At 68.9% G+C, this 25,349-nt stretch carries 28 protein-coding genes; 21 read left to right on the forward strand and 7 right to left on the reverse strand.

The features are described from left to right. The first annotated feature begins 80 nt into the window (after window positions 1-80). Window positions 81-1,157, forward strand: a complete 1,077-nt coding sequence (prfA, locus tag LLS1_RS18190; protein WP_223360318.1) for a peptide chain release factor 1 — start codon at window positions 81-83, stop codon at window positions 1,155-1,157. 67 nt (window positions 1,158-1,224) lie between these two features. Here the strand turns inward: prfA and epsC are convergent, their stop codons facing one another. Both epsC and cysK read right to left on the reverse strand, forming a co-directional pair. Further along, a complete protein-coding gene (epsC, locus tag LLS1_RS18195; RefSeq protein ID WP_226657770.1) occupies window positions 1,225-1,779 on the reverse strand; it encodes a serine O-acetyltransferase EpsC in 555 nt (184 codons plus the stop codon). Window positions 1,780-1,796: 17 nt separating this feature from the next. Further along, on the reverse strand, window positions 1,797-2,747 hold the full coding sequence (cysK, locus tag LLS1_RS18200; protein WP_226657772.1) for a cysteine synthase A: 951 nt from the start codon (window positions 2,745-2,747) through the stop codon (window positions 1,797-1,799). Window positions 2,748-2,857: 110 nt separating this feature from the next. On the opposite strand from cysK, the gene prmC reads away from it, so the two are divergent. Then, on the forward strand, window positions 2,858-3,748 hold the full coding sequence (prmC, locus tag LLS1_RS18205) for a peptide chain release factor N(5)-glutamine methyltransferase (protein WP_226657774.1): 891 nt from the start codon (window positions 2,858-2,860) through the stop codon (window positions 3,746-3,748). Window positions 3,749-3,758: 10 nt separating this feature from the next. Here the strand turns inward: prmC and LLS1_RS18210 are convergent, their stop codons facing one another. Continuing rightward, complete coding sequence (locus LLS1_RS18210; protein ID WP_226657776.1) at window positions 3,759-4,370, reverse strand: HAD-IA family hydrolase; 612 nt, start codon at window positions 4,368-4,370, stop codon at window positions 3,759-3,761. Window positions 4,371-4,373: 3 nt separating this feature from the next. Beyond that, window positions 4,374-5,006, reverse strand: a complete 633-nt coding sequence (locus tag LLS1_RS18215) for an HAD family phosphatase (RefSeq protein WP_223360323.1) — start codon at window positions 5,004-5,006, stop codon at window positions 4,374-4,376. 64 nt (window positions 5,007-5,070) lie between these two features. On the opposite strand from LLS1_RS18215, the gene LLS1_RS18220 reads away from it, so the two are divergent. The 13 genes from LLS1_RS18220 to LLS1_RS18280 all read left to right on the forward strand — a co-directional run bounded on the left by LLS1_RS18220 (window position 5,071) and on the right by LLS1_RS18280 (window position 15,925). After that, complete coding sequence (locus tag LLS1_RS18220; protein WP_226657778.1) at window positions 5,071-5,790, forward strand: L-threonylcarbamoyladenylate synthase; 720 nt, start codon at window positions 5,071-5,073, stop codon at window positions 5,788-5,790. Window positions 5,791-5,793: 3 nt separating this feature from the next. Continuing rightward, on the forward strand, window positions 5,794-7,062 hold the full coding sequence (locus LLS1_RS18225; protein ID WP_223360325.1) for an MraY family glycosyltransferase: 1,269 nt from the start codon (window positions 5,794-5,796) through the stop codon (window positions 7,060-7,062). Continuing rightward, window positions 7,059-7,550 (forward strand): hypothetical protein, encoded by a 492-nt coding sequence (locus LLS1_RS18230; protein WP_223360326.1) that lies wholly within the window; start codon window positions 7,059-7,061, stop codon window positions 7,548-7,550. Before LLS1_RS18225 ends, LLS1_RS18230 begins: the two co-directional genes overlap by 4 nt. Before the next feature lie 173 nt (window positions 7,551-7,723). Beyond that, complete coding sequence (gene atpB / locus LLS1_RS18235; RefSeq protein ID WP_226657780.1) at window positions 7,724-8,521, forward strand: F0F1 ATP synthase subunit A; 798 nt, start codon at window positions 7,724-7,726, stop codon at window positions 8,519-8,521. A gap of 51 nt (window positions 8,522-8,572) precedes the next feature. Next, the gene (atpE, locus tag LLS1_RS18240; protein ID WP_018190348.1) at window positions 8,573-8,794 is read left to right on the forward strand and encodes an ATP synthase F0 subunit C; all 222 of its coding nucleotides are present in this window, start codon (window positions 8,573-8,575) and stop codon (window positions 8,792-8,794) included. 31 nt (window positions 8,795-8,825) lie between these two features. Continuing rightward, on the forward strand, window positions 8,826-9,380 hold the full coding sequence (locus tag LLS1_RS18245; RefSeq protein ID WP_226657782.1) for a F0F1 ATP synthase subunit B: 555 nt from the start codon (window positions 8,826-8,828) through the stop codon (window positions 9,378-9,380). Next, complete coding sequence (locus tag LLS1_RS18250) at window positions 9,380-10,171, forward strand: F0F1 ATP synthase subunit delta (RefSeq protein WP_223360329.1); 792 nt, start codon at window positions 9,380-9,382, stop codon at window positions 10,169-10,171. The genes LLS1_RS18245 and LLS1_RS18250 overlap by 1 nt, the downstream gene beginning before the upstream one ends. Window positions 10,172-10,209: 38 nt before the next feature. Beyond that, entirely contained in the window at window positions 10,210-11,847 is a 1,638-nt protein-coding gene (gene atpA, locus LLS1_RS18255) for a F0F1 ATP synthase subunit alpha (RefSeq protein WP_226657784.1), read from the forward strand. 32 nt (window positions 11,848-11,879) lie between these two features. Beyond that, a complete protein-coding gene (locus tag LLS1_RS18260) occupies window positions 11,880-12,779 on the forward strand; it encodes a F0F1 ATP synthase subunit gamma (RefSeq protein WP_226657786.1) in 900 nt (299 codons plus the stop codon). Window positions 12,780-12,819: 40 nt separating this feature from the next. After that, window positions 12,820-14,283 carry a F0F1 ATP synthase subunit beta gene (atpD, locus tag LLS1_RS18265; RefSeq protein WP_223360332.1) on the forward strand — a complete coding sequence of 488 codons (1,464 nt, stop codon included), beginning with the start codon at window positions 12,820-12,822 and terminating at the stop codon, window positions 14,281-14,283. 2 nt (window positions 14,284-14,285) lie between these two features. After that, a complete protein-coding gene (locus LLS1_RS18270; RefSeq protein WP_025157040.1) occupies window positions 14,286-14,546 on the forward strand; it encodes a F0F1 ATP synthase subunit epsilon in 261 nt (86 codons plus the stop codon). A gap of 1 nt (window position 14,547) precedes the next feature. Continuing rightward, entirely contained in the window at window positions 14,548-15,105 is a 558-nt protein-coding gene (locus LLS1_RS18275) for an ATP-binding protein (RefSeq protein ID WP_223360333.1), read from the forward strand. Between the two features lies 1 nt (window position 15,106). Further along, window positions 15,107-15,925 (forward strand): YaaA family protein, encoded by an 819-nt coding sequence (locus LLS1_RS18280; protein ID WP_226657788.1) that lies wholly within the window; start codon window positions 15,107-15,109, stop codon window positions 15,923-15,925. 354 nt (window positions 15,926-16,279) lie between these two features. On the opposite strand, the gene LLS1_RS18285 is transcribed toward LLS1_RS18280, so the two are convergent. Beyond that, window positions 16,280-16,936 (reverse strand): DNA-3-methyladenine glycosylase I, encoded by a 657-nt coding sequence (locus LLS1_RS18285; protein ID WP_226657790.1) that lies wholly within the window; start codon window positions 16,934-16,936, stop codon window positions 16,280-16,282. Further along, window positions 16,933-17,427, reverse strand: coding sequence for a methylated-DNA--[protein]-cysteine S-methyltransferase (locus LLS1_RS18290; RefSeq protein WP_226657792.1), 495 nt, complete (start codon window positions 17,425-17,427; stop codon window positions 16,933-16,935). Before LLS1_RS18290 ends, LLS1_RS18285 begins: the two co-directional genes overlap by 4 nt. 152 nt (window positions 17,428-17,579) lie before the next feature. Here LLS1_RS18290 and LLS1_RS18295 point away from each other — a divergent pair, with 152 nt between their 5' ends. From LLS1_RS18295 to LLS1_RS18310, 4 genes are all read left to right on the forward strand, one after another. After that, window positions 17,580-18,551, forward strand: coding sequence for an aldo/keto reductase (locus LLS1_RS18295; protein ID WP_226657794.1), 972 nt, complete (start codon window positions 17,580-17,582; stop codon window positions 18,549-18,551). Between the two features lie 77 nt (window positions 18,552-18,628). Then, a complete protein-coding gene (locus tag LLS1_RS18300; protein WP_226657796.1) occupies window positions 18,629-19,297 on the forward strand; it encodes a TetR/AcrR family transcriptional regulator in 669 nt (222 codons plus the stop codon). A gap of 10 nt (window positions 19,298-19,307) precedes the next feature. Further along, a complete protein-coding gene (locus LLS1_RS18305) occupies window positions 19,308-21,041 on the forward strand; it encodes an ABC transporter ATP-binding protein (RefSeq protein WP_226657798.1) in 1,734 nt (577 codons plus the stop codon). Further along, window positions 21,038-23,014, forward strand: a complete 1,977-nt coding sequence (locus tag LLS1_RS18310) for an ABC transporter ATP-binding protein (RefSeq protein WP_308443829.1) — start codon at window positions 21,038-21,040, stop codon at window positions 23,012-23,014. Before LLS1_RS18305 ends, LLS1_RS18310 begins: the two co-directional genes overlap by 4 nt. A gap of 28 nt (window positions 23,015-23,042) precedes the next feature. On the opposite strand, the gene LLS1_RS18315 is transcribed toward LLS1_RS18310, so the two are convergent. After that, window positions 23,043-23,825 (reverse strand): DUF1206 domain-containing protein, encoded by a 783-nt coding sequence (locus LLS1_RS18315; protein ID WP_226657800.1) that lies wholly within the window; start codon window positions 23,823-23,825, stop codon window positions 23,043-23,045. Window positions 23,826-23,954: 129 nt separating this feature from the next. Between LLS1_RS18315 and nusA the strand changes: the two genes are divergently transcribed. Both nusA and LLS1_RS18325 read left to right on the forward strand, forming a co-directional pair. After that, window positions 23,955-24,968 (forward strand): transcription termination factor NusA, encoded by a 1,014-nt coding sequence (gene nusA, locus LLS1_RS18320; protein ID WP_223360340.1) that lies wholly within the window; start codon window positions 23,955-23,957, stop codon window positions 24,966-24,968. Window positions 24,969-25,012: 44 nt separating this feature from the next. Then, on the forward strand, window positions 25,013-25,288 hold the full coding sequence (locus LLS1_RS18325) for a YlxR family protein (protein WP_223360918.1): 276 nt from the start codon (window positions 25,013-25,015) through the stop codon (window positions 25,286-25,288). The last annotated feature ends 61 nt before the right edge of the window (window positions 25,289-25,349 follow it).

Genomic DNA, 25,349 nt, shown 5'->3' on the forward strand with positions numbered 1-25,349 from the left:
CGCCGGGGGCCCGGGGGGGGGGGGGGGGGCCACTTTTCCGTTCCCGGCCCCCGCCTCCCTCCCTCGAGAAAGCAGCCCCCATGTTCGAATCGGTGAACGGCCTCATCGCCGAGCACGACGACCTCCAGCAGCAGCTGTCCGATCCTGAGCTGCACAGCGACCCCGTCCGCTCGAAGAAGGTGAACCGCCGCTACGCCGAGCTCTCGCGCATCGTGGCCTCGTACAACGAGTGGAAGCAGTTGACCGACGACCTGGAGGCCGCCCGCGAGCTCGCCGCGGAGGACGCCGCGTTCGCCGAGGAGATCCCCGGCCTCGAGCGATCGCTGGAGGAGTCGAGCGAGAGGCTGCGCCGCCTGCTCATCCCGCGCGACCCCAACGACAGCCGCGACGTCATCATGGAGATCAAGATGGGCGAGGGCGGGGCGGAGTCCGCGCTGTTCGCCGGAGACCTCCTGCGCATGTACCTCCACTACGCCGACTCCAAGCGTTGGAAGGCCGAGATCATCGAGCAGACCTCCAGCGACCTGGGTGGCGTCAAGGATGTGCAGGTGGCGTTCAAGGGCAGCTCCAGCGACCCGGCGGAGGGGGTGTGGGCGCACCTCAAGTACGAAGGCGGCGTGCACCGCGTCCAGCGTGTGCCCGCGACCGAGTCGCAGGGTCGCATCCACACCTCCGCCGCAGGCGTGCTCGTCTTCCCCGAGGTCGACGAGCCGGAGGAGGTCGACATCAACCCGAACGACCTCAAGATCGACGTGTTCCGTTCGTCCGGCCCCGGCGGACAGTCCGTCAACACGACCGACTCCGCGGTGCGCATCACGCATGTCCCGACCGGCATCGTCGTCTCGATGCAGAACGAGAAGAGCCAGCTCCAGAACCGCGAGGCCGCCATGCGCGTGCTGCGCGCGCGCCTGCTCGCCAAACAGCAGGAGGAGGCGGACGCCGAGGCCGCCGAGTTCCGCAAGGGCCAGATCCGCACCATGGACCGCTCCGAGCGTATCCGCACGTACAACTTCCCCGAGAACCGCATCGCGGACCACCGCACCGGCTATAAGGCCTACAACCTCGATGCGGTCATGAACGGCGCCCTCGAACCCGTCATCGAGTCCAACATCCTCGCCGACGAGGAGGCGCGCCTCGCCGATCTCGGCAACGACTGACCCGCGAGGCGGCTGACAATCGGCCGCCTCGGCGCTCCGGACCCCACTTCGGGCCGCCTCGGCGGGCTCAGATGTAGAGCGCCGGGTCGAGCCAGTCGTCTCCGGCGATCTGCTCGTGGCCCGAGCGCGCGCGGATGCGTGCGGGGACTCCGGTGAGCACGGAGTCCGGCGGGGCGTCCTTGGTGACGACCGCGTTGGCGCCGATCACGCTGCGCTCGCCGATCATGATCGCACCGAGCACCTTCGCCCCCGCACCGACGATGACGCCGTCGCGGATGGTGGGGTGGCGTTTGCCGTGACCGCTGCCGCGGCCGCCGAGCGTGACGCCGTGGTAGAGCATGACGTCGTCGCCGATCCACGTGGTCTCGCCGATGACGACGCCCATGCCGTGGTCGATGAAGAAGCGGCGGCCGATGCGGGCGCCGGGGTGGATCTCGATGCCGGTGAGGAACCGGGCGAACTGCGAGAGGAGGCGGGCGGGCGTCAGCAGCCCGGCCCGCCACATCCGGTGGGCGACGCGGTACGTCCAGACCGCGTGGAGCCCCGAGTACGCCAGAGCGACCTCGGTGGTGTTCCGTGCGGCCGGGTCGTGCCGGCGTGCGTTGCGGATGTCCTCCCGCATTCGTCCGAAGGGCAACGTCAGTCCAGGAGGTCGGCCCAGAGCGGCGTGGAGATGTACCGCTCGCCGGTGTCGCACACGATCGCGACGATGGTCTTGCCCGCGTTCTCCGGCCGCTTCGCCTGCTCGAGCGCGGCCCAGACGATCGCACCGGAGGAGATCCCGGCGAGGATGCCCTCCTCGCTGGCGAGCTTCTTCGCGATCGCGACGGCGTCGTCGAACGAGACGTCGGCGACCTCGTCGTAGACGGTGGTGTCGAGGATCTCGGGGACGAAGTTCGCGCCGATGCCCTGGATCTTGTGCGGGCCCGGCTTCCCGCCGTTCAGGATGGGGGAGTCGACCGGCTCCACCGCGACGACCTTCACGTCCGGCTTGCGCTCCTTGAGCACCTGGCCGACGCCGGTGATGGTGCCGCCGGTCCCGACGCCCGCGACGAAGATGTCGATGCCGCCGGCGGTGTCGGCCCAGATCTCCTCGGCCGTGGTGGCGCGGTGGATGGCGGGGTTGGCCGCGTTGGCGAACTGCTGCGCCCAGATGGCGTTGTCGGAGCTCGCGACGATCTCCTGCGCCTTCTCGACCGCGCCGCGCATGCCGTCGGGCCCCGGGGTCAGCACGATCTCGGCGCCGAACGCGCGCAGCAGCACTCGACGCTCCTTGCTCATCGTCTCGGGCATGGTGAGGATGACCTTGTAGCCGCGGGCCGCGCCGACCATGGCCAGCGCGATGCCCGTGTTGCCGCTCGTGCCCTCGACGATGGTGCCGCCGGGCCGCAGGGCGCCGGCCTTCTCGGCCGCGTCGATGATCGCGACGCCGATGCGGTCCTTGACGCTGCCGGCCGGGTTGGCGAACTCGAGCTTCGCGAGCACCGTCGCTCCGGTGCCCTCGGCGAGCCGGTTGAGCCGGACGAGCGGTGTGCGGCCGACCGTCTCGGTGACGTCGTTGTAGATGTGACCCTGAATCTGATCTGACATGGCCTCTTCCTCGTGGCGGGATGGTGCGGCGGACCGTGGATGGGGAGCGTCCTCCACTCTAATCCGCGCGCGTGCCCGTGAGCCGAACGTGACGATAGGCTCGGTGGGCCATGCCTCCCGAGACCTCTGCCGCGACCCCCGGCCCTGCCTCCGTCCGCTCCGTCCTCGACCGTGTCGTCGCCGTGCTCTCGGCGGCGGGTGTGCCCGACCCCGATGTCGACGCCGAACTGCTCGTCGGCCACGTGCTCGGCGTGAGTCGTGGGCGCGTGCAGGCGCTCGCGGTGATGGGGGAGCGACTCGAGGACGCCGAGGCGGAGCGCGTGCGCGAGCTGCAGGAACGCCGCGCGGCCCGTGAGCCGCTGCAGCACATCACCGGCCGCGCCGCGTTCCGGTCGCTCGAGCTGAACGTCGGACCGGGCGTCTTCGTGCCGCGCCCCGAGACGGAGGTGGTCGCCCAGTTCGCCATCGACGCCCTGCGCTCGGTCGCGGCTCCCGAGCCGGTCGCGGTCGATCTCGGCACGGGGAGCGGCGCGATCGCCCTGGCGATGGCGACGGAGGTGCCGCATGCCCGCGTCTTCGCCGTCGAGAACTCCCCGGAGGCGTTCGTCTGGACCCGGCGCAACGTCGACGAGTCCGGCGTCGCGAACCTGCGTCCCGTCTTCATCGATCTCGCCGATGCGCTCCCCGACCTCGACGGATCGGTCGACGTCGTGATCTCGAATCCGCCGTACGTGCCCGACGCCGCCATCCCACGCGACCCGGAGGTCCGCCTGTTCGACCCCGCGGCCGCGCTCTACGGCGGTCCGGACGGATTGGATGTCGTGCGGACCATCTCGCGCGTCGCGCAGCGTCTGCTGCGCCCGGGCGGCACGCTGGTGCTCGAGCACGGCGAACTGCAGGGCGCCGACATCCGTGCCTTGCTCACGGCCGACGGCTGGCGTGCGGCCGCCACGCACCGCGATCTGACGACGCGCGACCGGGCGACGACCGCGCTGCGCTGAGCGGGCGGCGCTAGGCGACCAGTTCGCCGGCCCGCTCGACCGCGTCGAGCAGCCTGTCCGGCGTGCGGAAGAGGTGCGCCCGGATCCCGAGCGCGGCGGCGGATTCGACGTTCTCCACCATGTCGTCGGCGAAGAAGGTCTCCTCCGGACGCGCCCCGTAACGCTCCAGCACCCGCTGGTAGACCACCGGATCCGGCTTGCGCGCTCCGTAGTCGGAGGAGGCGCGCAGGTGCTCGACGCCGAGGATGGGCACCAGTTCCGGAGCGAGCCGGCTCAGGCGTCGCGCGACCAGGGGGCCGTTGTTCGTCAGCAGGGTCGCGGTGCCGAGCTCTTGGGCGCGCTCGACGGCGCGCAGCGAGGTCGGCCACGGTGTCATCGCAGCGCCCCGGATGCGGAGGAAGTCCTCCTCGGAGACCGGGACGCGGAGGGCCGCCTGCAGGGCGTCCAGATACGCCGCCTCGTCGGCGAACGCGCCGGCCTCCGCCGCCCACTCGCCCTCGCGGTGCCACCAGCGCTCCCGCAGCTCGGCGAGGCTGAGACCCGTGAGCTGCGACATCCCGGCCATGCGGGTGCGCCAGTCGTACTCGTAGAGCACGTTGTCCATGTCGAAGACGAACAGCACTCCTCAGCGCTCCCGCTCGGCGAAGGCGTGGATGGCGTCGAGCAGGCCGTCGGTGTCGAATGTTCCGTCGTCCCGCTTGACGAAGTGGTGCGCGTGCATGCCGAGCTCGCGTGCGCCTTCGACGTTCGGCAGCGAGTCGTCGAACAGGATCGCGTCTTGCGGCTGCACGCCGAACCGGCCGAGCGCGCGGGTGTAGATGCGGCGCTCCGGCTTGCGGGCGCCGAGCACGGCGGACACGAGGTCGTTGTCGCGCAGCACGTCGACGATCTCCGGAGTGAGCACCGGAAGGGAGTCCTTGAACGGGATCGGGTTGTTCGACAACAGCGACACCGTGCCGAGCGTCGCCGCCTCGCGCAGCGCGGCGATCGACCCCGCGATCGGCGTCATCGCGGCCTTCCTGGCCTCCTGCCACTGGGCGAGCGTCAGCCGCGCGCCGGTCACGTCGGCGAACGCCTCGAGGTACTCCTCGCTGGTCGCGTATTCGCCGATCTCGGCGGCTCGCTCATGCCCTCCCGCCCACCAGGTGGAGGCCAGACGGTACTGACTCACGCCGCTCAGCTCCGCCAGCTTCGGCAGCCGCCGGTGGAAGTCGTAGTCGTAGAGCGTCTTGTCGCAGTCGAAGAAGTAGACGTCCATCGATACCAGTATCGACCGTGGACGCAGAGAACCTTGCAGCGGCTCAACTATCATGGGTGCCGTCATGGCACCCATCTACGACTGCTCGGTCGACTCCGAGCTCCTCTCCGGCATGCGTCTGGCCCGTTCGGCCATCGGTCGCGGCGAACTCGTCGTCATCCCCACGGACACGGTCTACGGCGTCGCCGCCGACGCGTTCTCGCCCGCCGCGGTGCAGCGGCTGCTGGACGCGAAGGGCCGCGGACGCCAGTCGCCGCCCCCCGTGCTCGTCCCCGGCATCCCCACCCTCGCCGCCCTCGCCGAGACGGTGCCACCGGAGGTCGACGCGCTCGTGAAAGCGTTCTGGCCCGGCGGCCTCACGATCGTGCTCCCCGCCGCCCCGTCCCTGGTCTGGGACCTGGGGGAGACCCGCGGCACGGTCGCCCTGCGCATGCCGCAGGACACCATCGCCCTGGAGCTGCTCTCCGAGACCGGCCCGCTCGCGGTCTCGTCCGCCAACCTCACCGGCCGTCCCGCCGCCCGCACCGCCGCGGAGGCCGAGGGGATGCTCGGCGACTCCGTGTCCGTGTACCTCGACGGGGGAGAGGCGGGCTCGTCGTACGAGCGTGTGGAGGGCAAGGACTCCTCCTCTACGATCGTCGACGCCACCGCGCTCGCCGCCGGCGCGGGCAAGCTCCGCATCCTCCGCCACGGCGTGATCTCCGTCGAGCAGCTGCGCGGGGTCGTCGGCGACGCCCTCGAGGCGGGCGCCGACGCCGCGGCGGACGCCACCACGGACAGCTGAGCCGTGACCCTCCTCCTCGTCCTCGCCCTGATCTCGGCCGTCATCACGTTCGGGATGTCGCTCGTCGTCTACAAGCTGAGCCTGAAGTACCGGCTGTACCCGAAGATCCGGGAGCGCGACGTGCACACGCGGCCGACTCCCCGGCTCGGCGGCATCGCGATGTTCCTCGGCATCCTGGTCGCGGTCGGGGTCTCGTGGCTGCTGTCGAGCCAGTTCGGGGTGCTGTCGCTGATCTTCTCAGACAGCGGGCCCATCCTGGCGATCCTCGGCGGGAGCCTGCTGATCGTGGTGATCGGTGTGGCGGACGACATCTGGGACCTCGACTGGATGACCAAGCTCGCCGGCCAGTTCGTCGCCGCAGGGCTGATCGGCTGGCTGGGCGGGGTGCAGATCCTCTCGCTCCCGATCGGCGGCCTCACGGTCGGATCGCCGATCATGAGCATCGTCATCACCCTGTTCGCCATCGTGCTGGTGATGAACGCCATCAACTTCATCGACGGGCTCGACGGCCTCGTCGCCGGCGTCGCGCTCATCGCCAACGGCACGTTCCTCATCTACACCTATCTGCTCCAGCGTGAGATCAGCCCGCAGAACTACTTCAGCCTCGCCGGGGTGATCGCCGCCATCCTGGTCGGCGCCTGCGCGGGCTTCCTCCCCCTCAACTGGCACCCCGCGAAGATGTTCATGGGCGACGCCGGGGCCTTGCTGATCGGCCTCCTGATGGCGACGTCGGCCATCTCGGTCACGGGCACGATCAACCCGGAGACGCTGCAGACCCTCGGCCGGTCGAGCCTCGTCCCCGCGTTCATCCCGATCATCCTGCCGTTCGCGGTGCTCATCGTGCCGCTGCTCGACTTCGGCCTCGCCGTCGTCCGCCGCCTGCGCGCGGGCAAGTCGCCGTTCAGCGCCGACCGCAAGCATCTCCACCACCGGCTGCTCGACATGGGGCACTCGCACCTGCACGCGGTGCTCATCTTCTACGCGTGGACCGCTGTCGTCTCGATCGGCTCCCTGCTGTTCTTCTTCGACCCGTACTGGATGGCGATCGTCTTCCTCGCCGTCGGGCTCGTCGTGTGCACGGTCTTCACGCTCGCGCCCCTCAGCCGCCGCAAGCTGACGGAGGCCGCCGCCGAGCTCGCACCCGCGGGCACGGAGGAGGCGGCCGAGACCGCCCGCTTCGACCAGCTCGACGCCGCCAGCGAGCGGCACCCCTATTCCGATCCGACGCCCGCCGTCGGGCCGTCCGCCCCCACCTCCGAGGAGTCCCGATGACCGACCACCAGGACGGCGCCCCCGCGCCCCGGCCGGCCACGCCCGCCCAGCCCACCTCCACGCCCGTGCTGAAGGACGTGCTCAAGTACGGCCTCATCCTCGCGCTGGTGATCGCCGTCGTCGGCGCACTGCTCGGCGGGATCTTCGCCGGATGGATCGGCGTGACCAGTGCGCTCATCGGCACGGTGATGGCGGCCGTCTTCCTCGGGATCACGGCCGTCAGCATCCTGATCGCCAACCGCTTCATCGGGTCCGACCTCTTCGTCGGGCTCTTCTTCGGCATCGTCCTCGGCGGCTGGATCCTCAAGTTCGTGCTGTTCCTGGTGCTGGCGATCCTGCTGCGCGACCAGTCGTGGATCAACTCGACGGTGCTCTTCCTGAGCCTGATCGCCGGGGTGATCGGCTCCCTCGTCGTCGACATGATCGTCGTCTTCCGGTCCCGCGTCCCCTACGTGAGCGACGTCACCCTGCCGGGGGAGAAGCAGTGAGCCGTATCCGATTCGTTACACTGCGAAAACTCTTGTAGAGTTGTCAGTGATCCCCCACCCGAACGCGCTTTCACGCTTCACCGGCGCTCGGTCTCGGGTGTACCCATGTTCGTCGTCGCGAGGGCCTGAGGCTCGACGCCCCGAAACAGGAGATAGCGCTGCTAGCTAACGCTGTGAACCTGCTGGTCCAGGCCGCAAGCTCCGATGATGGAAGCTTCACCGGCCCCTCGATCAACGAGTTCTTCCCCCCGACCCTGTTCACCATCGGCGGACTCGAGTTCAACCGCATCATCGTGGTCCGGCTCATCGCCCTTCTCGCGCTGATCCTGGTCTTCTGGCTCGGCACCCGCAAGATGAAGCTGATCCCCGGCCGGTTCCAGTCGGTCGTCGAGATGGGTCTCGACTTCGTGCGCGTGAACATCGCGGAGGACCTCCTGGGCAAGAAGGACGGCCGCCGGTTCCTCCCGCTGCTGACCACCATCTTCTTCATGGTGCTGTTCTTCAACCTGACGGGCATCATCCCGTTCCTGAACATCGCGGGCACCTCGGTCATCGCGCTCCCGCTGCTGCTGGCGGTCGTCGCGTACATCGCCTTCATCTACGCCGGTATCAAGAAGAGCCCGAAGAACTTCTTCAAGAACGCGCTCTTCCCGCCCGGCGTGCCGTGGTTCCTCTACATCATCGTGACGCCGATCGAGTTCGTCTCGACGTTCATCCTGCGGCCGGTGACGCTCACGCTCCGACTCCTGATGAACATGGTCGTGGGCCACCTGCTCCTGGTGCTCTTCTTCAGCGCCACTGCATTCTTCTTCTTCACCGCGGGTAGCTGGTGGTCGCTCTTCGGAGTCGGCACCTTCGCCTTCGGCTTCGTCTTCACCCTGTTCGAGATCCTGGTCGCAGTCCTGCAGGCCTACGTCTTCGCACTGCTCACCGCTGTCTACATTCAGCTCGCAGTCGCCGAGGAACACTAAGAACGATCCGCGCACCCGCACGGATCGCCATCACGGAAGGAAACACACAACGTGGACATCGCTGCAATCAACGGCAACATCGCCACCGTCGGTTACGGCCTCGCGGCCATCGGCCCGGCCATCGGCGTGGGCATCGTCGTCGGCAAGACCATCGAGGGCGTCGCCCGTCAGCCCGAGCTGGCCGGCCGTCTCCAGGTCCTGATGTACATCGGTATCGCGTTCACCGAGGCGCTCGCCTTCATCGGTATCGCGACCTACTTCATCTTCCAGTAATCCTCTTTAGCCCATCCCGTAAGGAGGAACGATGCTAAGTGGTGTCGTGATCGCCGCCAGCGAGGAGCAGCCGAACCCGCTGATCCCGCACTGGCCGGACATCATCGGGTCGCTGATCTGCTTCATCATCATCCTGTTCTTCTTCTGGAAGCTCGTCCTTCCGCGCATGAAGAAGATGCTCGATGAGCGCGCAGCAGCGATCGAGGGCAACATCGCGAAGGCCGACGAGGCCCAGCACAAGGCCGAGGCGCTGCTCGAGGAGTACACCGCGCAGCTCGCCGACGCCCGTGCCGAGGCCGCGAAGATCCGCGAGACGGCCCGCACCGACGGTCAGAAGATCGTCGCAGAGGCCAAGGACACCGCGACGGCCGAGGCCGCCCGTGTGACCGCGACCGCTCAGGCGCAGATCGAAGCCGAGCGGCAGACCGCCCTGGTGTCGCTGCGCACCGAGGTCGGCTCGCTCGCGATCGACCTCGCCTCGGGCGTGGTCGGGGAGGCGCTCACCGACGACAAGAAGTCGCAGGCGATCGTCGACCGCTTCCTCGCGGACCTCGAGACCAGCGAGAAGGCAGGGTCGAGCAAGTAATGGGAAGCGCCACCAGAGAAGCATTGGCCCGCTCCGTCTCGGCTCTGTCCGGGCTCGGGGCCAAGGCCGATCTGGCGACGGCTGAAGACCTGTTCGCCGCAGGACGAGTCGTCGCCGACTCCGCCCAGCTCCGCGCGGTCCTCAGCGACCCCTCGGCCGACCCGGCCGGGAAGACCGCGCTCGTGCAGCGCATCTTCGGTTCGCTCTCCGCCCCGGCGGTCGAGCTGCTGGTCTCCGTCGCCTCCGGCCGCTGGTCAGGGCAGGACGACCTGCTCGACGCCGTGGAGGAGCTGGGGATCCGGTCGATCGCCGCGTCTGCGCCCCGCAACCTCGACATCGCGGCCGAGCTGTTCGCGTTCGGAGGGGCCGTGACCTCCGACGCGGAGCTCGAGCTCGCGCTGCGCAGCAAGCTCGCGGCGCCCGAGGCCAAGGCCGCGCTCGTCGACCGGCTGCTCGAGGGCAAGGCGTCCGCCCAGACGGTCGCCATCGTGCGCCAGCTGGTGCTCCAGCCGCGCGGCCGCAGCATTCGCGAGTCGCTCCGGTCGGCTGCCCGGATCGTGGCGGCGCAGGACGGCCGCACCATCGCGACGGTCATCACCGCGCAGCCGCTGGCCGCCGCTCAGGCGGAGCGCCTGCGCAGCACCCTGGCCGCGAAGTACGGCGACCTCAAGCTCAACCTGGTCGTCGACCCGACGATCATCGGAGGACTGCGCGTCCAGATCGGCGACGACGTCATCGACGGCAGCATCGCCTCGCGCCTCTCCGAACTTCGACTTCAGCTGGCGGGCTGACCGCCCTCTATACGAGAAACCCAGGTAGGGAACTAACGATGGCAGACATTCAGATCAGCCCCGACGAGATCCGGGACGCGCTCAAGGACTTCGTGTCCCAGTACGAGCCGACCAAGGCGGAGACCACCGAGGTCGGACACGTCCTCGACGCCTCCGACGGCATCGCGCACGTCGAGGGCCTCCCGGGCGTGATGGCCAACGAGCTCATCCGCTTCGCGAACGGCACCCTGGGCCTGGCCCAGAACCTCGACGAGAACGAGGTCGGCGTCGTCGTCCTCGGCGAGTTCGACGAGATCGTCGAGGGCATGGAGGTGACCCGCACCGGCGAGGTCCTCTCCGTGCCGGTCGGCGACGGCTACCTCGGCCGCGTGGTCGACCCGCTGGGCAACCCGATCGACGGTCTCGGCGAGATCGCCTCGGAGGGCCGCCGCGAGCTCGAGCTCCAGGCCCCCGGCGTCATGCAGCGCAAGTCGGTGCACGAGCCGCTCCAGACCGGCATCAAGGCCATCGACGCCATGATCCCCGTCGGCCGCGGCCAGCGTCAGCTGATCATCGGCGACCGCCAGACCGGCAAGACGGCCATCGCGATCGACACGATCATCAACCAGAAGGCCAACTGGGAGTCGGGCGACGTCAACAAGCAGGTCCGCTGCATCTACGTCGCCATCGGCCAGAAGGGCTCGACCATCGCCTCGGTGAAGGGCGCGCTCGAGGACGCCGGCGCGATGGAGTACACCACCATCGTCGCGGCCCCCGCCTCCGACCCGGCCGGCTTCAAGTACCTCGCCCCGTACACCGGCTCCGCCATCGGCCAGCACTGGATGTACGGCGGCAAGCACGTCCTCATCATCTTCGACGACCTGTCGAAGCAGGCAGAGGCCTACCGCGCCGTGTCCCTCCTCCTCCGCCGTCCGCCGGGACGCGAGGCCTACCCGGGTGACGTCTTCTACCTGCACTCCCGCCTGCTGGAGCGTTGCGCCAAGCTCTCCGACGAGCTGGGCGCCGGCTCGATGACCGGTCTGCCGATCATCGAGACCAAGGCGAACGACGTCTCCGCGTACATCCCGACCAACGTGATCTCGATCACCGACGGCCAGATCTTCCTCCAGTCGGACCTCTTCAACGCCAACCAGCGTCCCGCCGTGGACGTCGGAATCTCGGTCTCCCGAGTCGGCGGCGACGCGCAGGTCAAGTCGATCAAGAAGGTCTCCGGCACGCTCAAGCTCGAGCTCGCCCAGTACCGCTCGCTCGAGGCGTTCGCGATGTTCGCGTCGGACCTCGATGCGGCCAGCCGCCGCCAGCTCGCCCGTGGCGCGCGCCTCACCGAGCTGCTCAAGCAGCCGCAGTACTCGCCGTACCCGGTGGAGGAGCAGGTCGTCTCGATCTGGGCCGGCACCAACGGCAAGCTGGACGAGGTCGCCGTCGAGGACGTGCTCCGCTTCGAATCCGAGCTGCTCGACCACCTGCGCCGCAACACCGACATCCTGACCACGCTCCGCGAGACCAACGTCCTCGACGACAGCACGGTCGAGGCGCTCGGCGCCGAGGTCGACAAGTTCAAGCTCGAGTTCCAGACCGGCGAGGGCAAGCCGCTCGCCTCGGTCGGGCGCGAGGAGTTCGAGGCCATCGCGGAAGAGGACGTCGACCAGGAGCGCATCGTCAAGGCGAAGCGCTGAGCCGGCACGCTCAGTAGGAACTTAGGAGACACATGGGAGCACAGCTTCGGGTCTACCGGCAGAAGATCAGATCTGCCCAGACGACCAAGAAGATCACCCGTGCGATGGAGCTGATCTCCGCCTCACGCATCCAGAAGGCGCAGGCGCGGGTGGCCGCCTCGTCGCCGTACGCTCGCGCGATCACGCGCGCGGTGTCGGCGGTGGCGACCTACTCGAACGTCGAGCACGTCCTGACCACGGAGCCGGAGAAGATCGAGCGCGCCGCGATCGTCATCTTCTCGTCGGACCGCGGCCTCGCGGGCGCGTTCAACTCGAACGTGCTCAAGGAGTCGGAGAAGCTCGCCGAGCTGCTCCGCAGCCAGGGCAAGGACGTCGTCTACTTCCTCATCGGACGCAAGGCGCAGGGCTACTTCAGCTTCCGTCGTCGCGCGTTCGAGCGGGTGTGGACGGGCAACACCGACGCGCCGGAGTTCGAGCAGGCCAAGGAGGTCAGCGACGCGATCCTGGAGTCCTTCCTGCGCGACGCATCGGACGGCGGCGTGGACGAGATCCACGTCATCTACAACCGCTTCGTCAGCATGCTGACCCAGGAGCCGCAGGTCGTCCGCCTCCTCCCGCTGGAGGTCGTCGAGGGTGTGGAGGAGCCGGACCGCAACCAGGTCCTCCCGCTCTACGAGTTCGAGCCGGACGTCGAGACGGTGCTGGACTCGCTGCTCCCGGTCTACATCGAGAGCCGCATCTTCAACGCCATGCTGCAGTCGGCCGCCTCCAAGCACGCTGCGACGCAGAAGGCGATGAAGGCGGCGAGCGACAACGCCGACAAGCTCATCACCGACTACACGCGCCTCGCGAACAACGCCCGTCAGGCCGAGATCACCCAGCAGATCTCCGAGATCGTCGGCGGCGCGGACGCGCTGAGCGGCGCCAAGTGACATCCGGCCGAGAAGTTTCACAACGAGAAGAGAACGAATCATGACTACCGCTACCGCCGAGGCCCAGGCTTCGACCGCGCAGCCGGCCGGCGTGGGACGCATCGCCCGCGTCACCGGTCCGGTCGTCGACATCGAGTTCCCGCACGACTCGATCCCGGGCATCTACAACGCTCTGAAGACCACCATCACCATCGGTGAGCAGTCGACCGAGATCACCCTCGAGGTCGCCCAGCACCTCGGTGACGACCTGGTCCGCGCCATCGCGCTGAAGCCGACGGACGGCCTCGTCCGCGGCGGCGAGGTCCGCGACACCGGCGCCCCCATCTCGGTGCCCGTCGGCGACGTGACCAAGGGCAAGGTGTTCGACGTCACCGGCCAGGTGCTCAACGCCGAGCCGGGCGAGAAGATCGAGATCACCGAGCGCTGGCCGATCCACCGCCAGCCGCCGTCGTTCGACCAGCTCGAGTCGAAGACCCAGCTCTTCGAGACCGGCATCAAGGTCATCGACCTCCTGACGCCGTACGTGCAGGGTGGCAAGATCGGCCTCTTCGGTGGTGCGGGCGTCGGCAAGACCGTCCTCATCCAGGAGATGATCCAGCGCGTCGCGCAGGACCACGGCGGTGTGTCGGTGTTCGCCGGTGTCGGCGAGCGCACCCGTGAGGGCAACGACCTCATCCACGAGATGGAGGAGGCGGGCGTCTTCGACAAGACCGCGCTCGTCTTCGGCCAGATGGACGAGCCGCCGGGAACGCGTCTGCGCGTCGCCCTGTCGGCCCTGACGATGGCGGAGTACTTCCGCGACGTGCAGAAGCAGGACGTGCTGCTCTTCATCGACAACATCTTCCGCTTCACCCAGGCCGGCTCCGAGGTCTCGACCCTGCTGGGCCGCATGCCGTCCGCCGTGGGCTACCAGCCGAACCTCGCCGACGAGATGGGCCTCCTCCAGGAGCGCATCACCTCGACGCGTGGACACTCGATCACCTCGCTGCAGGCGATCTACGTCCCCGCGGACGACTACACCGACCCGGCGCCGGCGACCACCTTCGCCCACCTCGACGCCACGACCGAGCTCTCCCGTGAGATCGCGTCGAAGGGCCTGTACCCGGCCGTCGACCCGCTGACGTCGACCTCGCGCATCCTCGACCCCCGTTACCTGGGTGAGGACCACTACCGCGTGGCCACCACGGTCAAGCAGATCCTCCAGAAGAACAAGGAGCTGCAGGAGATCATCGCCATCCTCGGTGTCGACGAGCTCTCCGAAGAGGACAAGATCACGGTGTCGCGTGCGCGCCGCATCCAGCAGTTCCTCTCGCAGAACACCTACATGGCGAAGAAGTTCACCGGTGTCGAGGGCTCGACCGTTCCGCTCAAGGACACCATCGAGTCGTTCGACGCCATCGCCAAGGGCGAGTTCGACCACGTCGCCGAGCAGGCCTTCTTCAACGTCGGTGCGATCTCCGACGTCGAGGAGAAGTGGGCGCAGATCCAGAAGGAGAACGGCTGATCATGGCTGTTCTCAACGTGAGCGTCGTCGCCGCCGACCACGAAGTGTGGTCGGGCGAGGCGAGCATGGTCGTTGCTCGGACCGTGGAAGGGCAGATCGGTATCCTGCCCGGCCACGAGCCGCTGCTGGCCATCCTCGCCTCCGGCGAGGTGCGCGTGACGCTGAACGGCGGGGAGTCGATCACGGCGCAGGCCGACGACGGCTTCCTCTCCGTGGAGAACAACACGGTCACCGTCGTGGCCCGCCAGGCGGAGCTCGTCTGACATGGCGGAGCCGGCAGCCCCCCTCGACCGCCAGTTCGGTGACGTCCGCGTCCCCGTGCTGGTGGTGATGGCGGGGCTGCCCGGCTCCGGCAAGTCCACGATCGGCGAGATCGTCGCGAGCCGCATCGGCGCGACCGCGATCTCCGTCGATCCCATCGAGGCGTCGATCCTGCGCGCAGGCATCGACTCCGACCAGCCGACAGGCCTCGCCGCCTACCTCGTGGCGGAGACCATGGCCGAGCAGGTGCTCGTCTCGGGCCGCTCGGTCGTCGTCGACGCGGTGAACGCCGTCGAGCCGGCCCGCCTGCAGTGGCGGGATCTCGCGGAGCGCTGCGGCGTCTCCCTGCACGTCGTGGAGACCGTCTGCGATGACGAAGAGCTGCACCGCGACCGGTTGAGCAAGCGCGAGACGCCGATCACGGGCTACGCCGTCGAGCAGAGCATCGAGGACTACGCGGAGTGGAAGGGCGCCAGCGCGGCGCTGCCCCGCATCACCCTGGACACCTCCCAGCCGCTCGGCCAGAACGTCGAGGCGGCGGTCGCCTTCGTCGGACGCTAGCGTGCTGATCCTCCTGCCGCCCTCCGAGACGAAGAGGGACGGGGGAGTGGGTGCGCCCCTCGATCTGGAGCTGCTCAGCCACCCCTCGCTCACCTCCGTGCGTCGCGAGGTCATCGACGCTGTGCTGACGCTCTCGGCGGATCGCGACGCTGCGGTCCGCGCGCTCAAGCTCGGCCCCAAGCAGGCCGGCGAGGTCGATCGCAACCGCGCCATCCTCACCTCACCGACGATGTCCGCACTCGAGCGGTACACCGGAGTGCTCTACGATGCGCTCGCGCCGCAGACGCTGGCACCGGAGGCGCTGGGATTCGCTGCGTCCACCGTCGCAGTGCAGTCGGCGCTGCTCGGCCTCGTGGGTGCGGCGGACCTCATCCCGGCCTACCGGCTGTCGTTCGACTCGCGACTCTCGCTCGAGCGCGGGGTGCCGTCGCTCAAGAGACGCTGGGCGCCGACGTCGGGCGCCGTGCTGGAGGAGCGAGACGGTCTCATCCTGGATCTCCGGTCCGAGGGCTATACCGCGTTGGGGCCGATCCCGCGTCGCCGCGGGGCCCACTACGTCCGCGTGCTCGCCCGCGACGAGAGTGGAGACGTCCGTGCCCTCAATCACTTCAACAAGCAGGCCAAGGGCCTGCTGACCCGCGCCCTCGTCGAGGCCGGCATCGACTTCGCCACGACCGCGGACCTGCTCGACTGGGCAGCGACCGAGCGGTACGAGCTGGCGGAGGCCGCCGACGGCTCGGGAGATCTCGAGCTCGTGGTCCCGGAGGTCGCCGGTTCGCCCGGCAGGCTGATGGCCGTATTGCGGAGCGACGCCGCGTAGACTGCGCCGCACCTGTGTGTGACGCTCGCTCCTCTTCGTGTCGATTCACTCTTGCATTCACGGGAAAGTGAGATAAACTCACACTAAGCGAGAAGGGATCTCCGATCCGAGAAGCGGGACGCCGCGGGGGTGTCAGCGCGACTCGCGGAATAGTCGGGCCGACGAAGCTCTCGACGTGTCATCCCACGTCGGTGTCGGGGTCGTGTGTGATGGTGGTGCGGTACCGCGTGCGGTCGGGCACGAGCGGAGTGTCACCGTCGCCAGCGAGAAACGACCCTCGACAACACGCCTCCGTCGGCCCGACTATTCGTCCGTCCGGCCGTGTCTGCGGCTGCGGGCCGCGGTGCCCCGCCGTCAGGCGGCCCGGAAGCATCCGGCGAAGTGGTCGTCCACCATCCCGGTCGCCTGCATCAGGGCGTACATGGTGGTCGGCCCGACGAAGCGGAAGCCCCGTCGGCGCAGTTCCTTGCTCAGAGCGGTCGATTCGGGCGTGACGGCCGGCACGTCGCCCCACGCGCGCGGTCGTGCGCTCTCCGGAGCCCTCGGGGGAGCGAAGCTCCACAGAAGCTCCTCGAGGGGCACGTCGAGGCCGAGGACGGCGCGCGCGTTGGAGATCGTCGCTTCGATCTTGCCGCGGTGCCGGATGATCCGCTCGTCTCCGAGCAGGCGCAGCACGTCGTCCTCCGTCATCGCCGCGACCCGTTCCGGCTCGAAGCCGAGGAACACCTCCCGGAAGGCCGGGCGACGGCGCAGGATGGTGATCCACGAGAGTCCTGCCTGGAACCCCTCCAGGCAGAGCTTCTCGTACAGCGCACGCGGATCGCGCTGCTCTCGGCCCCACTCCTCGTCGTGATAGCGGCGGTACTCCGCATCGGAGGCGGACCAGGAGCAGCGGTCGAGACCGTCGTCGCCCCGGGCCAGGGCGGCGCGCACCGGAGTGGATCCTGCGTCGGAATCGATGGCGCGGCCGGCGGCGTTCGTGGCGGCGGCGTTCGTGGCGTCGATGCTCATGCGGCCAGCAGGATCCCCTCGTGCTCCAGGAGCCACAGTTTGGTCGGGACGCCCTCGCCGCCGCTGTAGCCCGTCACCTTTCCGCTCGTGGACAGCACGCGGTGGCAGCCCACGATGATCGGCACCGGGTTCGCTCCGACGGCGCCGCCGATGGCGCGCCCGTACCCGCTGTAGCCGAGCGAGAGCCCGAGCTCGCCGTACGAGGTGAGCGTGCCGAACTCGAGGCTCTGCAGCCGCTCCCACACCGCTCGTCGAAACGGTGTGCCCTCGAACCGCACCGGCACGTCGAACTCGCGCCGGTCGCCGGCGAAGTACTCCGCGAGCTGGCGTGCCGCCTCGTCGAGGACGCCCCCGCTGCGTTCGGGATGCTCGTCGAGCGGGAGGCGGCCGCCGCGCTCGATCGAGAGCGAGGTCACGGCATCGCCGTCGCCGGCGAGCTCGATCCTGCCGATCGGACTCGTGGTGCGGAGGAGGTACGCGAAGCTGGTCATGTGTCGACTCTAGGAGCAGCCACCGACGGAGGCTCGCGGAAATCGGACATTGGGGACACGTGGCGTCGGTGGCCTCGCTGTGGATGGGCGCAGGCCGCTCCCGCGCGCTCGAACCGGGCGGGAGCGGCCGCACCCCGTCCTAGACTCGGGGCATGGCGAACATCGACTACCGCACGCTCGGCGATTCCGGCCTCGTCGTCTCGACGATCGGTCTCGGCTGCAACAACTTCGGCCGCACCGGCACCGTCACCGAGACGCAGGAGGGTACCGATGCCGTGATCGGCGCCGCCATCGATGCGGGCGTCACGTTCTTCGACACGGCCGACATCTACGGCGCCGAGCGCGGGCTCTCGGAGTCGCTGATGGGCAAGGCCCTCGCGGGCAAGCGCGATCGCATCGTCCTCGCCACCAAGTTCGGCATGGACATGGCGGGGACCAACGGCCCCGATTGGGGAGCGCGCGCTTCACGCCGCTACATCCGCCTGGCGGTGGAGGCCTCGCTGCGCCGCCTCCGCACCGACTGGATCGACCTCTACCAGCTGCATCGGCCGGACGGCGTCACACCGATCGAGGAGACCCTCGCGACCCTCGACGACCTGATCGCCGAAGGCAAGATCAGGTACATCGGCCACTCCAACCTGGCCGGCTGGCAGATCGCCGAGGCGGAGTTCACGGCTCGGCTGCACGGGCATCCGAAGTTCGTCTCCGCGCAGAACGAGTACAGCCTGCTCGTACGCGACGCGGAGCGCGAGGTCCTTCCGGCGGTCACCGCCTACGGCCTGGGGTTCCTGCCTTTCTTCCCGCTCTACAACGGTCTCTTCACCGGCAAGTTCTCGCGGGAGGGTGGCCCAGCCGACAGCCGCATCATGATGATCCGCAAGCACCTGCTGGACGACGCGCCCTGGGACCGTATCGAGGAGTACCAGGCGTTCTGCGACGAGCGCGGGGTGACCATGCTCGCGGCGACCTTCGCGTGGCTGCTCGCGCAGCCGGGACTCACGAGTGTGATCGCCGGTGCCACGAAGCCGGAGCAGATCGTGGCGAACGCCGAGGCGGTCACCGCGTGGACGCCGACCGTCGACGACGTGGCGCGCATCTCGGAGATCTTCGCCGTCGTGCCGTAGCGGGGAGGGAGCTTGTTCGCCGTGGGCGAACGGGTGTGCGTTGTGAGTGAGCACTCACTCCGCGTAGCATCGCCTCCGTGATCAGAGAAGACGCCCCCTCCGCGGAGGCCGGGCCGGAGGGACTCGCGCGCGAGGCGCGATCGCGCGCGCAACCCCTCTCGCCGGAAGACCGCAAGGCCATGATCATCGACGCGGTCATCCCGCTGCTCATCGAGCACGGCCGCGGGGTGACCACCCGTCAGATCGCGGAGGCCGCGGGCATCGCGGAGGGCACCGTCTTCCGTGCCTTCGGCGACAAGGAGACCCTGGTCGCCGCCGCGATCGAGAAGTACCTCGATCCCGAGCCGCTCAGGGACGCGCTGCGGGCGATCGATCCCGCCCTGCCGCTCGAGCACAAGATCCGCGCCGTCATCTACCTGATGCGCGAGCGCTTCCAGAGCGTGATGCGCATGATGGCCGTCATCGGTCCGGAGCGTCCGAGCGTGCCGCAGGAGCGCCACGAGTTCGCGCACATCATCGCCCGCATCATCGAGCCGGAGGCGGCGGCCCTCAACCTCCCGCCGGAGCGCGTCGCCTACGTGCTCCGTCTGATCAGCTTCTCGTCCGCGTTCCCGGCCCTCAACGAGGGGATCGAGTTCAGCGTGGACGAGCTCGCCCGGATCGCGCTCCTCGGCGTCGCCGGGCGCCCGTTCGTCGTCTTCACGCCCTCGGGCGCCGCTCCCGCCGCCGACGCGGCTCACCACTAGGAGGTCGCACATGCTCCTGAGACTGCTCGGCCGGTTCCTCCGGCCTCATTGGCGGCTGCTCGTCGGGGTGGTGGTGTTCCAGCTCGGCCAATCGCTGCTCTCGCTCTGGTTGCCGACGCTCAACGCCGACATCACCGACAACGGCATCGCCAAGGGCGACACAGGCTACATCCTGACCGTCGGCGCCGGGATGCTCGGCGTCACCCTCGTGCAGGTGGCCTGCTCCATCGCCGCGGTGTACTTCGGCGCCAAGGTCGCGATGCGGGTCGGCCGCGATCTGCGCACCGCCGTCTTCCACAAAGTGGGGGAGTTCTCGGAGCGTGAGGTCTCGCGGTTCGGGGCGCCGTCGCTCATCACCCGCACCACGAACGACGTGCAGCAGGTCCAGATGCTCGTGCTCATGACGTGCACGCTCCTGGTGTCCGCGCCCATCCTCGCGGTCGGCGGCATCGTGCTCGCCATGCAGCAGGACCTCGAGCTCTCCTGGCTCATCGCCGTGAGCGTGCCCGTCCTGCTCGTCGCGGTCGGCCTGATCATCACCCGCATGGTGCCCCTGTTCCGCAGGATGCAGGAGCGGATCGACCGCGTCAACCGCGTGCTGCGGGAGCAGCTCACCGGAATCCGCGTCGTGCGGGCGTTCGTCCGTGAGGACGTCGAGACGGCGCGCTTCACGGTCGCCAACGACGAGGTGACCGAGACGGCGCTCAAGGCGGGCCGGCTCTTCGCGCTGATGTTCCCCATCGTGATGCTCGTGCTCAACGTGTCGAGCGTGGCCGTGATCTGGTTCGGCGCCTTCCGCGTCGACGACGGATCGATGCAGATCGGAACGCTGACGGCGTTCCTGCAGTACCTCATGCAGATCCTCATGGGTGTCATGATGTCGACGATGATGGCGGTGCTCGTGCCGCGCGCCGCGGTGTGCGCCGACCGGATCGGAGAGGTCCTCGCCACCGAGCCGTCCGTCCACGCTCCCGAGAACCCGGTGACCGCGCTGCCCTCCCACGGCACCGTCGAGTTCGTGGACGTCAGCTTCGCCTATCCCGGCGCGGAATCGCCTGTGCTCAGCGACGTGACGTTCCTCGCCCGGGCGGGGGAGACCACCGCCATCATCGGCAGCACGGGCTCGGGCAAGACCACCTTGGTGAACCTGGTGCCGCGGCTGTTCGACGCGACGGGCGGCCTCGTGCTGGTGGACGGCGTGGACGCCGCGGAGCTCGACCCGGAGCTGCTCTGGTCGCGCATCGGTCTGGTGCCCCAGAAACCCTATCTCTTCTCGGGGACCGTGGCCTCCAACCTCCGCTACGGCAAACCGGATGCGACGGACGACGAACTCTGGCGGGCCCTCGAGATCGCCCAGGCGAGGGACTTCGTCGAGGCGATGCCCGACGGGCTCGACGCGCCGATCGCCCAGGGCGGCACGAACGTCTCCGGCGGCCAGCGGCAGCGGCTCGCGATCGCGCGCGCTCTCGTCAAGCGGCCCGAGATCTACGTGTTCGACGACTCGTTCTCCGCCCTCGACACCGCAACCGATGCCCGGTTGCGCGCGGCACTCGCCCGCTCGGTCGCCGACGCGACGATGATCGTGGTCGCGCAGCGCGTCTCGACCATCGTCGACGCCGACCAGATCATCGTGCTCGAGGACGGTCGTGTGGTCGGCCGCGGCACGCACGAGGAGCTCCTCGAGAGCAACCCCACCTACGCCGAGATCGTCTCGTCGCAGCTGACCGCGGAGGAGGCGGCATGAGCCAGGACACCGAGGACCGGCCGGCCCCCGCCCGTCCGCCCGTGCGGCGCGGCCCCGGAGGCGGTGGCCCGTTCGGCGGCATGGGGATGCCCGCCGAGAAGTCCCTGAACTTCGGGCCGTCTGCGCGCCGGCTGGCCGGCCAGTTGAAGCCGGAGCGCTGGCCGATCGTCTTCGTGGCCCTGCTCGCCGTGGTGAGCGTCGTGTTCGCCGTGCTCGGACCCAAACTCCTCGGCAACGCGATCAACCTGGTGTTCGCCGGAGCGCTCTCGAAGCAGTTCCCGGCCGGAGTGAGCCAGTCACAGGTGATCGCCGGGCTCCGCGCGGAGGGCCAGGGCCAGTTCGCCGATCTCCTCTCCGGGACGACGTTCACCCCCGGCGCCGGAATCGACTTCGTCGCCGTCGGGCACGTGCTCATGTGGGTGCTCGCGCTCTACGTCGCATCGTCGGTGTTCAGCTACCTGCAGGCGTATGTGCTCAACGGCGTGACCCAGCGGACGGTGTACCGGCTGCGCCAGGACGTGGAGGAGAAGATCAACCGCCTCCCGCTGACCTACTTCGACACGATGCAGCGCGGCGAGCTTCTCAGCCGGGTCACCAACGACATCGACAACATCTCGCAGACCCTGCAGCAGTCGATGAGCCAGCTCCTCACGTCATTGCTGACCATCGTCGGCGTCGTCGTCATGATGTTCGTCGTCTCGCCGCTGCTCGCGGTGATCGCGCTGGTCACGATCCCGCTGACACTGCTGATCACCGCGCTGATCGCGAAGCGCTCGCAGAAGCTCTTCGTCGCGCAGTGGAGGAACACGGGCGAGCTGAACGGCCAGATCGAGGAGGCCTTCACCGGCCACGCGCTGGTGAAGGTGTTCGGTCGGCACCGCGAGGTCGAGGAGCGGTTCGGGGCGAAGAACCAGGAGATGTACGAGGCGAGCTTCGGCGCGCAGTTCGTCTCCGGCATCATCATGCCGGCGATGATGTTCGTCGGGAACCTGATGTACGTCGCGATCGCGGTCGTCGGCGGCCTCCAGGTCGCGAGCGGCGCGATGCAGCTCGGCGACGTGACGGCGTTCATCCAGTACTCCCGCCAGTTCACGCAGCCGCTGACGCAGCTCGGCTCGATGGCCAACCTGCTGCAGTCGGGCGTCGCGAGCTCCGAGCGGGTGTTCGAGCTGCTCGACGCCGAGGAGCAGACTCCCGACCCCGCGCAGCCGCAGAGCCCTGCCGGGACGAAGGGCCGGCTCGCGTTCGAGGACGTCTCGTTCCGGTACAGCGAGGACAAACCCCTCATCGATGACCTGTCGCTGGTCGCCGAGCCGGGCCAGACGGTGGCGATCGTGGGGCCGACCGGAGCGGGCAAGACGACGCTCGTCAACCTCATGATGCGGTTCTACGAGCTGAACGGCGGACGCATCACGCTCGACGGCGTCGACATCGCGTCGATGACGCGCCACGACCTCCGCAGTCGCATGGGGATGGTGCTGCAGGACACCTGGCTGTTCCAGGGCACCATCCGCGACAACATCGCGTACGGCCGTCCTGGCGCGACGGAGGAGGAGATCGTCGCCGCGGCGAAGGCCACCTACGTCGACCGTTTCGTGCGCTCGCTGCCCGACGGCTACGACACGGTACTGGACGACGAGGGAGGCAATGTCTCGGCGGGGGAGAAGCAACTGCTGACCATCGCGCGCGCGTTCCTCGCCCGGCCGAGCGTGCTGATCCTCGACGAGGCGACCTCGTCGGTGGACACGCGCACCGAGCTCCTCGTGCAGAAGGCGATGAGTGCGCTGCGGGCCGACCGCACATCCTTCGTGATCGCGCACCGCCTCTCGACCATCCGGGACGCCGACCTCATCCTGGTGATGGAGGCGGGGAGCATCGTCGAGCAGGGCACCCACGCGGAGCTCCTCGCACGCGGCGGTGCGTACTACTCGCTCTACAACGCGCAGTTCGCCGCCCCCGCCGAGGAGGCGTGAACGGCACGGCTCACGTGAACGGCAGGGCTCAGAGGCGGGCGGCGACCGATCGCACCAGCCAGAACACGCCGTAGGCGATCAGGCCGACTGCGATGAGGATGAGGAGGACGGGTCCGAAGGGGAGCCCGACCAGCGCCTTCAGACTGCCATCGAGCCCGCCCGCTTTCCCGGGGTCGATGGTCACGGCGCCGGCGACCACGAGGCCGCCGACGAGGAGCAGCGCGACGCCCTTCGCGATGTAGCCGACGCGGCCGAGTGTCGTCGTCACCTCGGCCAGCGCGTTCGGGGGGAGGCGCAGGTCGCGCTCGAAGCGGCGCGTGATCCCGTTGCGGAGGAAGACGACGCCTCCCGCGATGATGGCGAGCCCGACGATGGCGAGCACGAACACGCCTCCGGGCTGGGCGAGGAGGCGCGCGCTCAGCGTCTTCTCCGACGACGAGGAGTCGTGCGAGCCGCCGAGCGCGATCGAGATCGCCAGGGCGGCGAGTGCCGCGTAGAGCATGCACTTGCCGAGTTCGACGAGCCGCGTGCCCGTGCGCTGCGCCCGCATGGCGACGAGGATCTGCCATAGGGCGAGGACGATCAGACCCGCGGCGGCCAGCCACACGGCGAACAGTCCGCCCGGCACCGCGACGACCGCTTGCAGGGCGCCGGACTGGTCGGCGTCTCCGCTCCCGCCCGCCGCGATCGCGACGGCGATCGCGCCGATCAGGATGTGGAGGAGGCCGATCGTCGCGAGACCCACGCGGGCGAGGGCACGCACGACGGGGTTGCGTTCGGCGGTGGCGGCGGCTCGGGTGGGGGCGCTCATGCGGTGCACGGTACCCGCGCGGGTCCGGCAGCGGGCGAGGGTCCCACGTTCCCCGAATCTCGGGTACCGTAGATAGTCGAGTCCGCCGTGCCATCGCGCGGCGGCGCAATCTGAATAGAGGAGGCCGGCATGGACATCGACCTCAGCGTCTTGCGTCTCATGGAGCGCGAGAAGGAGATCCCGTTCGACGAACTGGTGCACATCATCGAGCAGGCGATTCTCACCGCCTACCTGAAGCACACCAACCAGGCCGACCACCGCCACGGCCACAGCCACGCGGACGAGGTTCCGGCCGCGCGGGTACAGCTCGACCGCAAGACCGGCCACGTCACCGTCTTCGTGCCCGAGCGCGACGAGGAGGGCAATGTCGTCGGCGAAGCCGAGGACAGCCCGAGCGACTTCGGCCGCATCGCCGCCTTCGCCGCGAAGCAGGTCATCAATCAGCGTCTGCGCGACATCGCGGACGACGCCGTGCTCGGGGAGTTCCGCGGCCGCGAGGGCGACATCGTCGCCGGCGTCATCCAGCAGGGACCGAACCCGCGCATGATCCACGTCGACCTGGGCAGCGTGGAGGCGATCCTCCCGCCCGAGGAGCAGGTGCCGGGCGAGGAATACACCCACGGCTCGCGCATCCGCGTCTACGTCACGAGCGTCGCCAAGGGCCCGAAGGGTCCGTCGATCACCGTGTCGCGCACCCACCCGGCGCTCGTCCGCAAGCTGTTCGCCCTCGAGGTCCCGGAGATCGCGAGCGGTGTCGTCGAGATCGTGTCTCTGGCGCGGGAGGCGGGCCACCGCACCAAGATCGCCGTGCGTGCGACCGAGCCGGGCATCAACGCCAAGGGCGCGTGCATCGGCGAGCTCGGGCAGCGCGTGCGCGCGGTGACCGCGGAGCTCAACAACGAGAAGATCGACATCGTCGACTACTCGCCCGACCTCGCGACGTTCGTCTCGAGCGCGCTGTCGCCCGCGAAGGTGACGAGCGCGTTCGTGATCGACGAGTCACTCAAGGCCGTGCGGGCGCTCGTGCCCGACTACCAGCTCTCGCTCGCGATCGGCAAGGAGGGTCAGAACGCCCGCCTCGCTGCGAAGCTGACGGGCGCGAAGATCGACATCCAGCCGGATTCGATCCTCGATCGGGAGTAGGAGGGGCCGTGCGTCGACCGGTGTGGCCGGCGCGCGGGTGTAAGATGGAAGCTGTCAGAACGTGCGTCGGATGCCGTTCTCGCGCTCCCCGATCCTCTCTTCTGAGGGTCGTCGCCCGGAATTCGGAACTCGTGGTGGATCGATCCGCCACGCTCCCCGGGCGAGGCGCGTGGCTGCATCCGGTCGACGAGTGTCTCGACATCGCCCTCAAGCGGCGGGCCTTCGGGCGCGCGTTGAGGGTGGAGCGAGCGCTCGACCCGACGGCCATCCGGGCCTACCTACGAGAACAGGCTGAAGAACAAGTGACTTCACATGAGTGACAACCGATGAGCGGCTCGAAATGAGTCCCGTCCGCTACTAACGCCTGCCCTGTCCGGGGTG

Origin of the sequence: Leifsonia sp. LS1 (assembly GCF_020521355.1) — a bacterium.
Taxonomy (GTDB): domain Bacteria; phylum Actinomycetota; class Actinomycetes; order Actinomycetales; family Microbacteriaceae; genus Leifsonia.

Bases quoted from the DNA above. Each gene is read 5' to 3' on its own strand.
- prfA (WP_223360318.1), top strand. From the start codon at position 81: ATGTTCGAATCGGTGAACGGCCTCATCGCCGAGCACGACGACCTCCAG.
- epsC (WP_226657770.1), bottom strand. From the start codon at position 1,779: ATGCGGGAGGACATCCGCAACGCACGCCGGCACGACCCGGCCGCACGG.
- cysK (WP_226657772.1), bottom strand. From the start codon at position 2,747: ATGTCAGATCAGATTCAGGGTCACATCTACAACGACGTCACCGAGACG.
- prmC (WP_226657774.1), top strand. From the start codon at position 2,858: ATGCCTCCCGAGACCTCTGCCGCGACCCCCGGCCCTGCCTCCGTCCGC.
- LLS1_RS18215 (WP_223360323.1), bottom strand. From the start codon at position 5,006: ATGGACGTCTACTTCTTCGACTGCGACAAGACGCTCTACGACTACGAC.
- LLS1_RS18220 (WP_226657778.1), top strand. From the start codon at position 5,071: ATGGCACCCATCTACGACTGCTCGGTCGACTCCGAGCTCCTCTCCGGC.
- LLS1_RS18230 (WP_223360326.1), top strand. From the start codon at position 7,059: ATGACCGACCACCAGGACGGCGCCCCCGCGCCCCGGCCGGCCACGCCC.
- LLS1_RS18245 (WP_226657782.1), top strand. From the start codon at position 8,826: ATGCTAAGTGGTGTCGTGATCGCCGCCAGCGAGGAGCAGCCGAACCCG.
- LLS1_RS18250 (WP_223360329.1), top strand. From the start codon at position 9,380: ATGGGAAGCGCCACCAGAGAAGCATTGGCCCGCTCCGTCTCGGCTCTG.
- atpA (WP_226657784.1), top strand. From the start codon at position 10,210: ATGGCAGACATTCAGATCAGCCCCGACGAGATCCGGGACGCGCTCAAG.
- LLS1_RS18260 (WP_226657786.1), top strand. From the start codon at position 11,880: ATGGGAGCACAGCTTCGGGTCTACCGGCAGAAGATCAGATCTGCCCAG.
- atpD (WP_223360332.1), top strand. From the start codon at position 12,820: ATGACTACCGCTACCGCCGAGGCCCAGGCTTCGACCGCGCAGCCGGCC.
- LLS1_RS18270 (WP_025157040.1), top strand. From the start codon at position 14,286: ATGGCTGTTCTCAACGTGAGCGTCGTCGCCGCCGACCACGAAGTGTGG.
- LLS1_RS18275 (WP_223360333.1), top strand. From the start codon at position 14,548: ATGGCGGAGCCGGCAGCCCCCCTCGACCGCCAGTTCGGTGACGTCCGC.
- LLS1_RS18285 (WP_226657790.1), bottom strand. From the start codon at position 16,936: ATGAGCATCGACGCCACGAACGCCGCCGCCACGAACGCCGCCGGCCGC.
- LLS1_RS18290 (WP_226657792.1), bottom strand. From the start codon at position 17,427: ATGACCAGCTTCGCGTACCTCCTCCGCACCACGAGTCCGATCGGCAGG.
- LLS1_RS18295 (WP_226657794.1), top strand. From the start codon at position 17,580: ATGGCGAACATCGACTACCGCACGCTCGGCGATTCCGGCCTCGTCGTC.
- LLS1_RS18305 (WP_226657798.1), top strand. From the start codon at position 19,308: ATGCTCCTGAGACTGCTCGGCCGGTTCCTCCGGCCTCATTGGCGGCTG.
- LLS1_RS18310 (WP_308443829.1), top strand. From the start codon at position 21,038: ATGAGCCAGGACACCGAGGACCGGCCGGCCCCCGCCCGTCCGCCCGTG.
- LLS1_RS18315 (WP_226657800.1), bottom strand. From the start codon at position 23,825: ATGAGCGCCCCCACCCGAGCCGCCGCCACCGCCGAACGCAACCCCGTC.
- nusA (WP_223360340.1), top strand. From the start codon at position 23,955: ATGGACATCGACCTCAGCGTCTTGCGTCTCATGGAGCGCGAGAAGGAG.
- LLS1_RS18325 (WP_223360918.1), top strand. From the start codon at position 25,013: ATGGAAGCTGTCAGAACGTGCGTCGGATGCCGTTCTCGCGCTCCCCGA.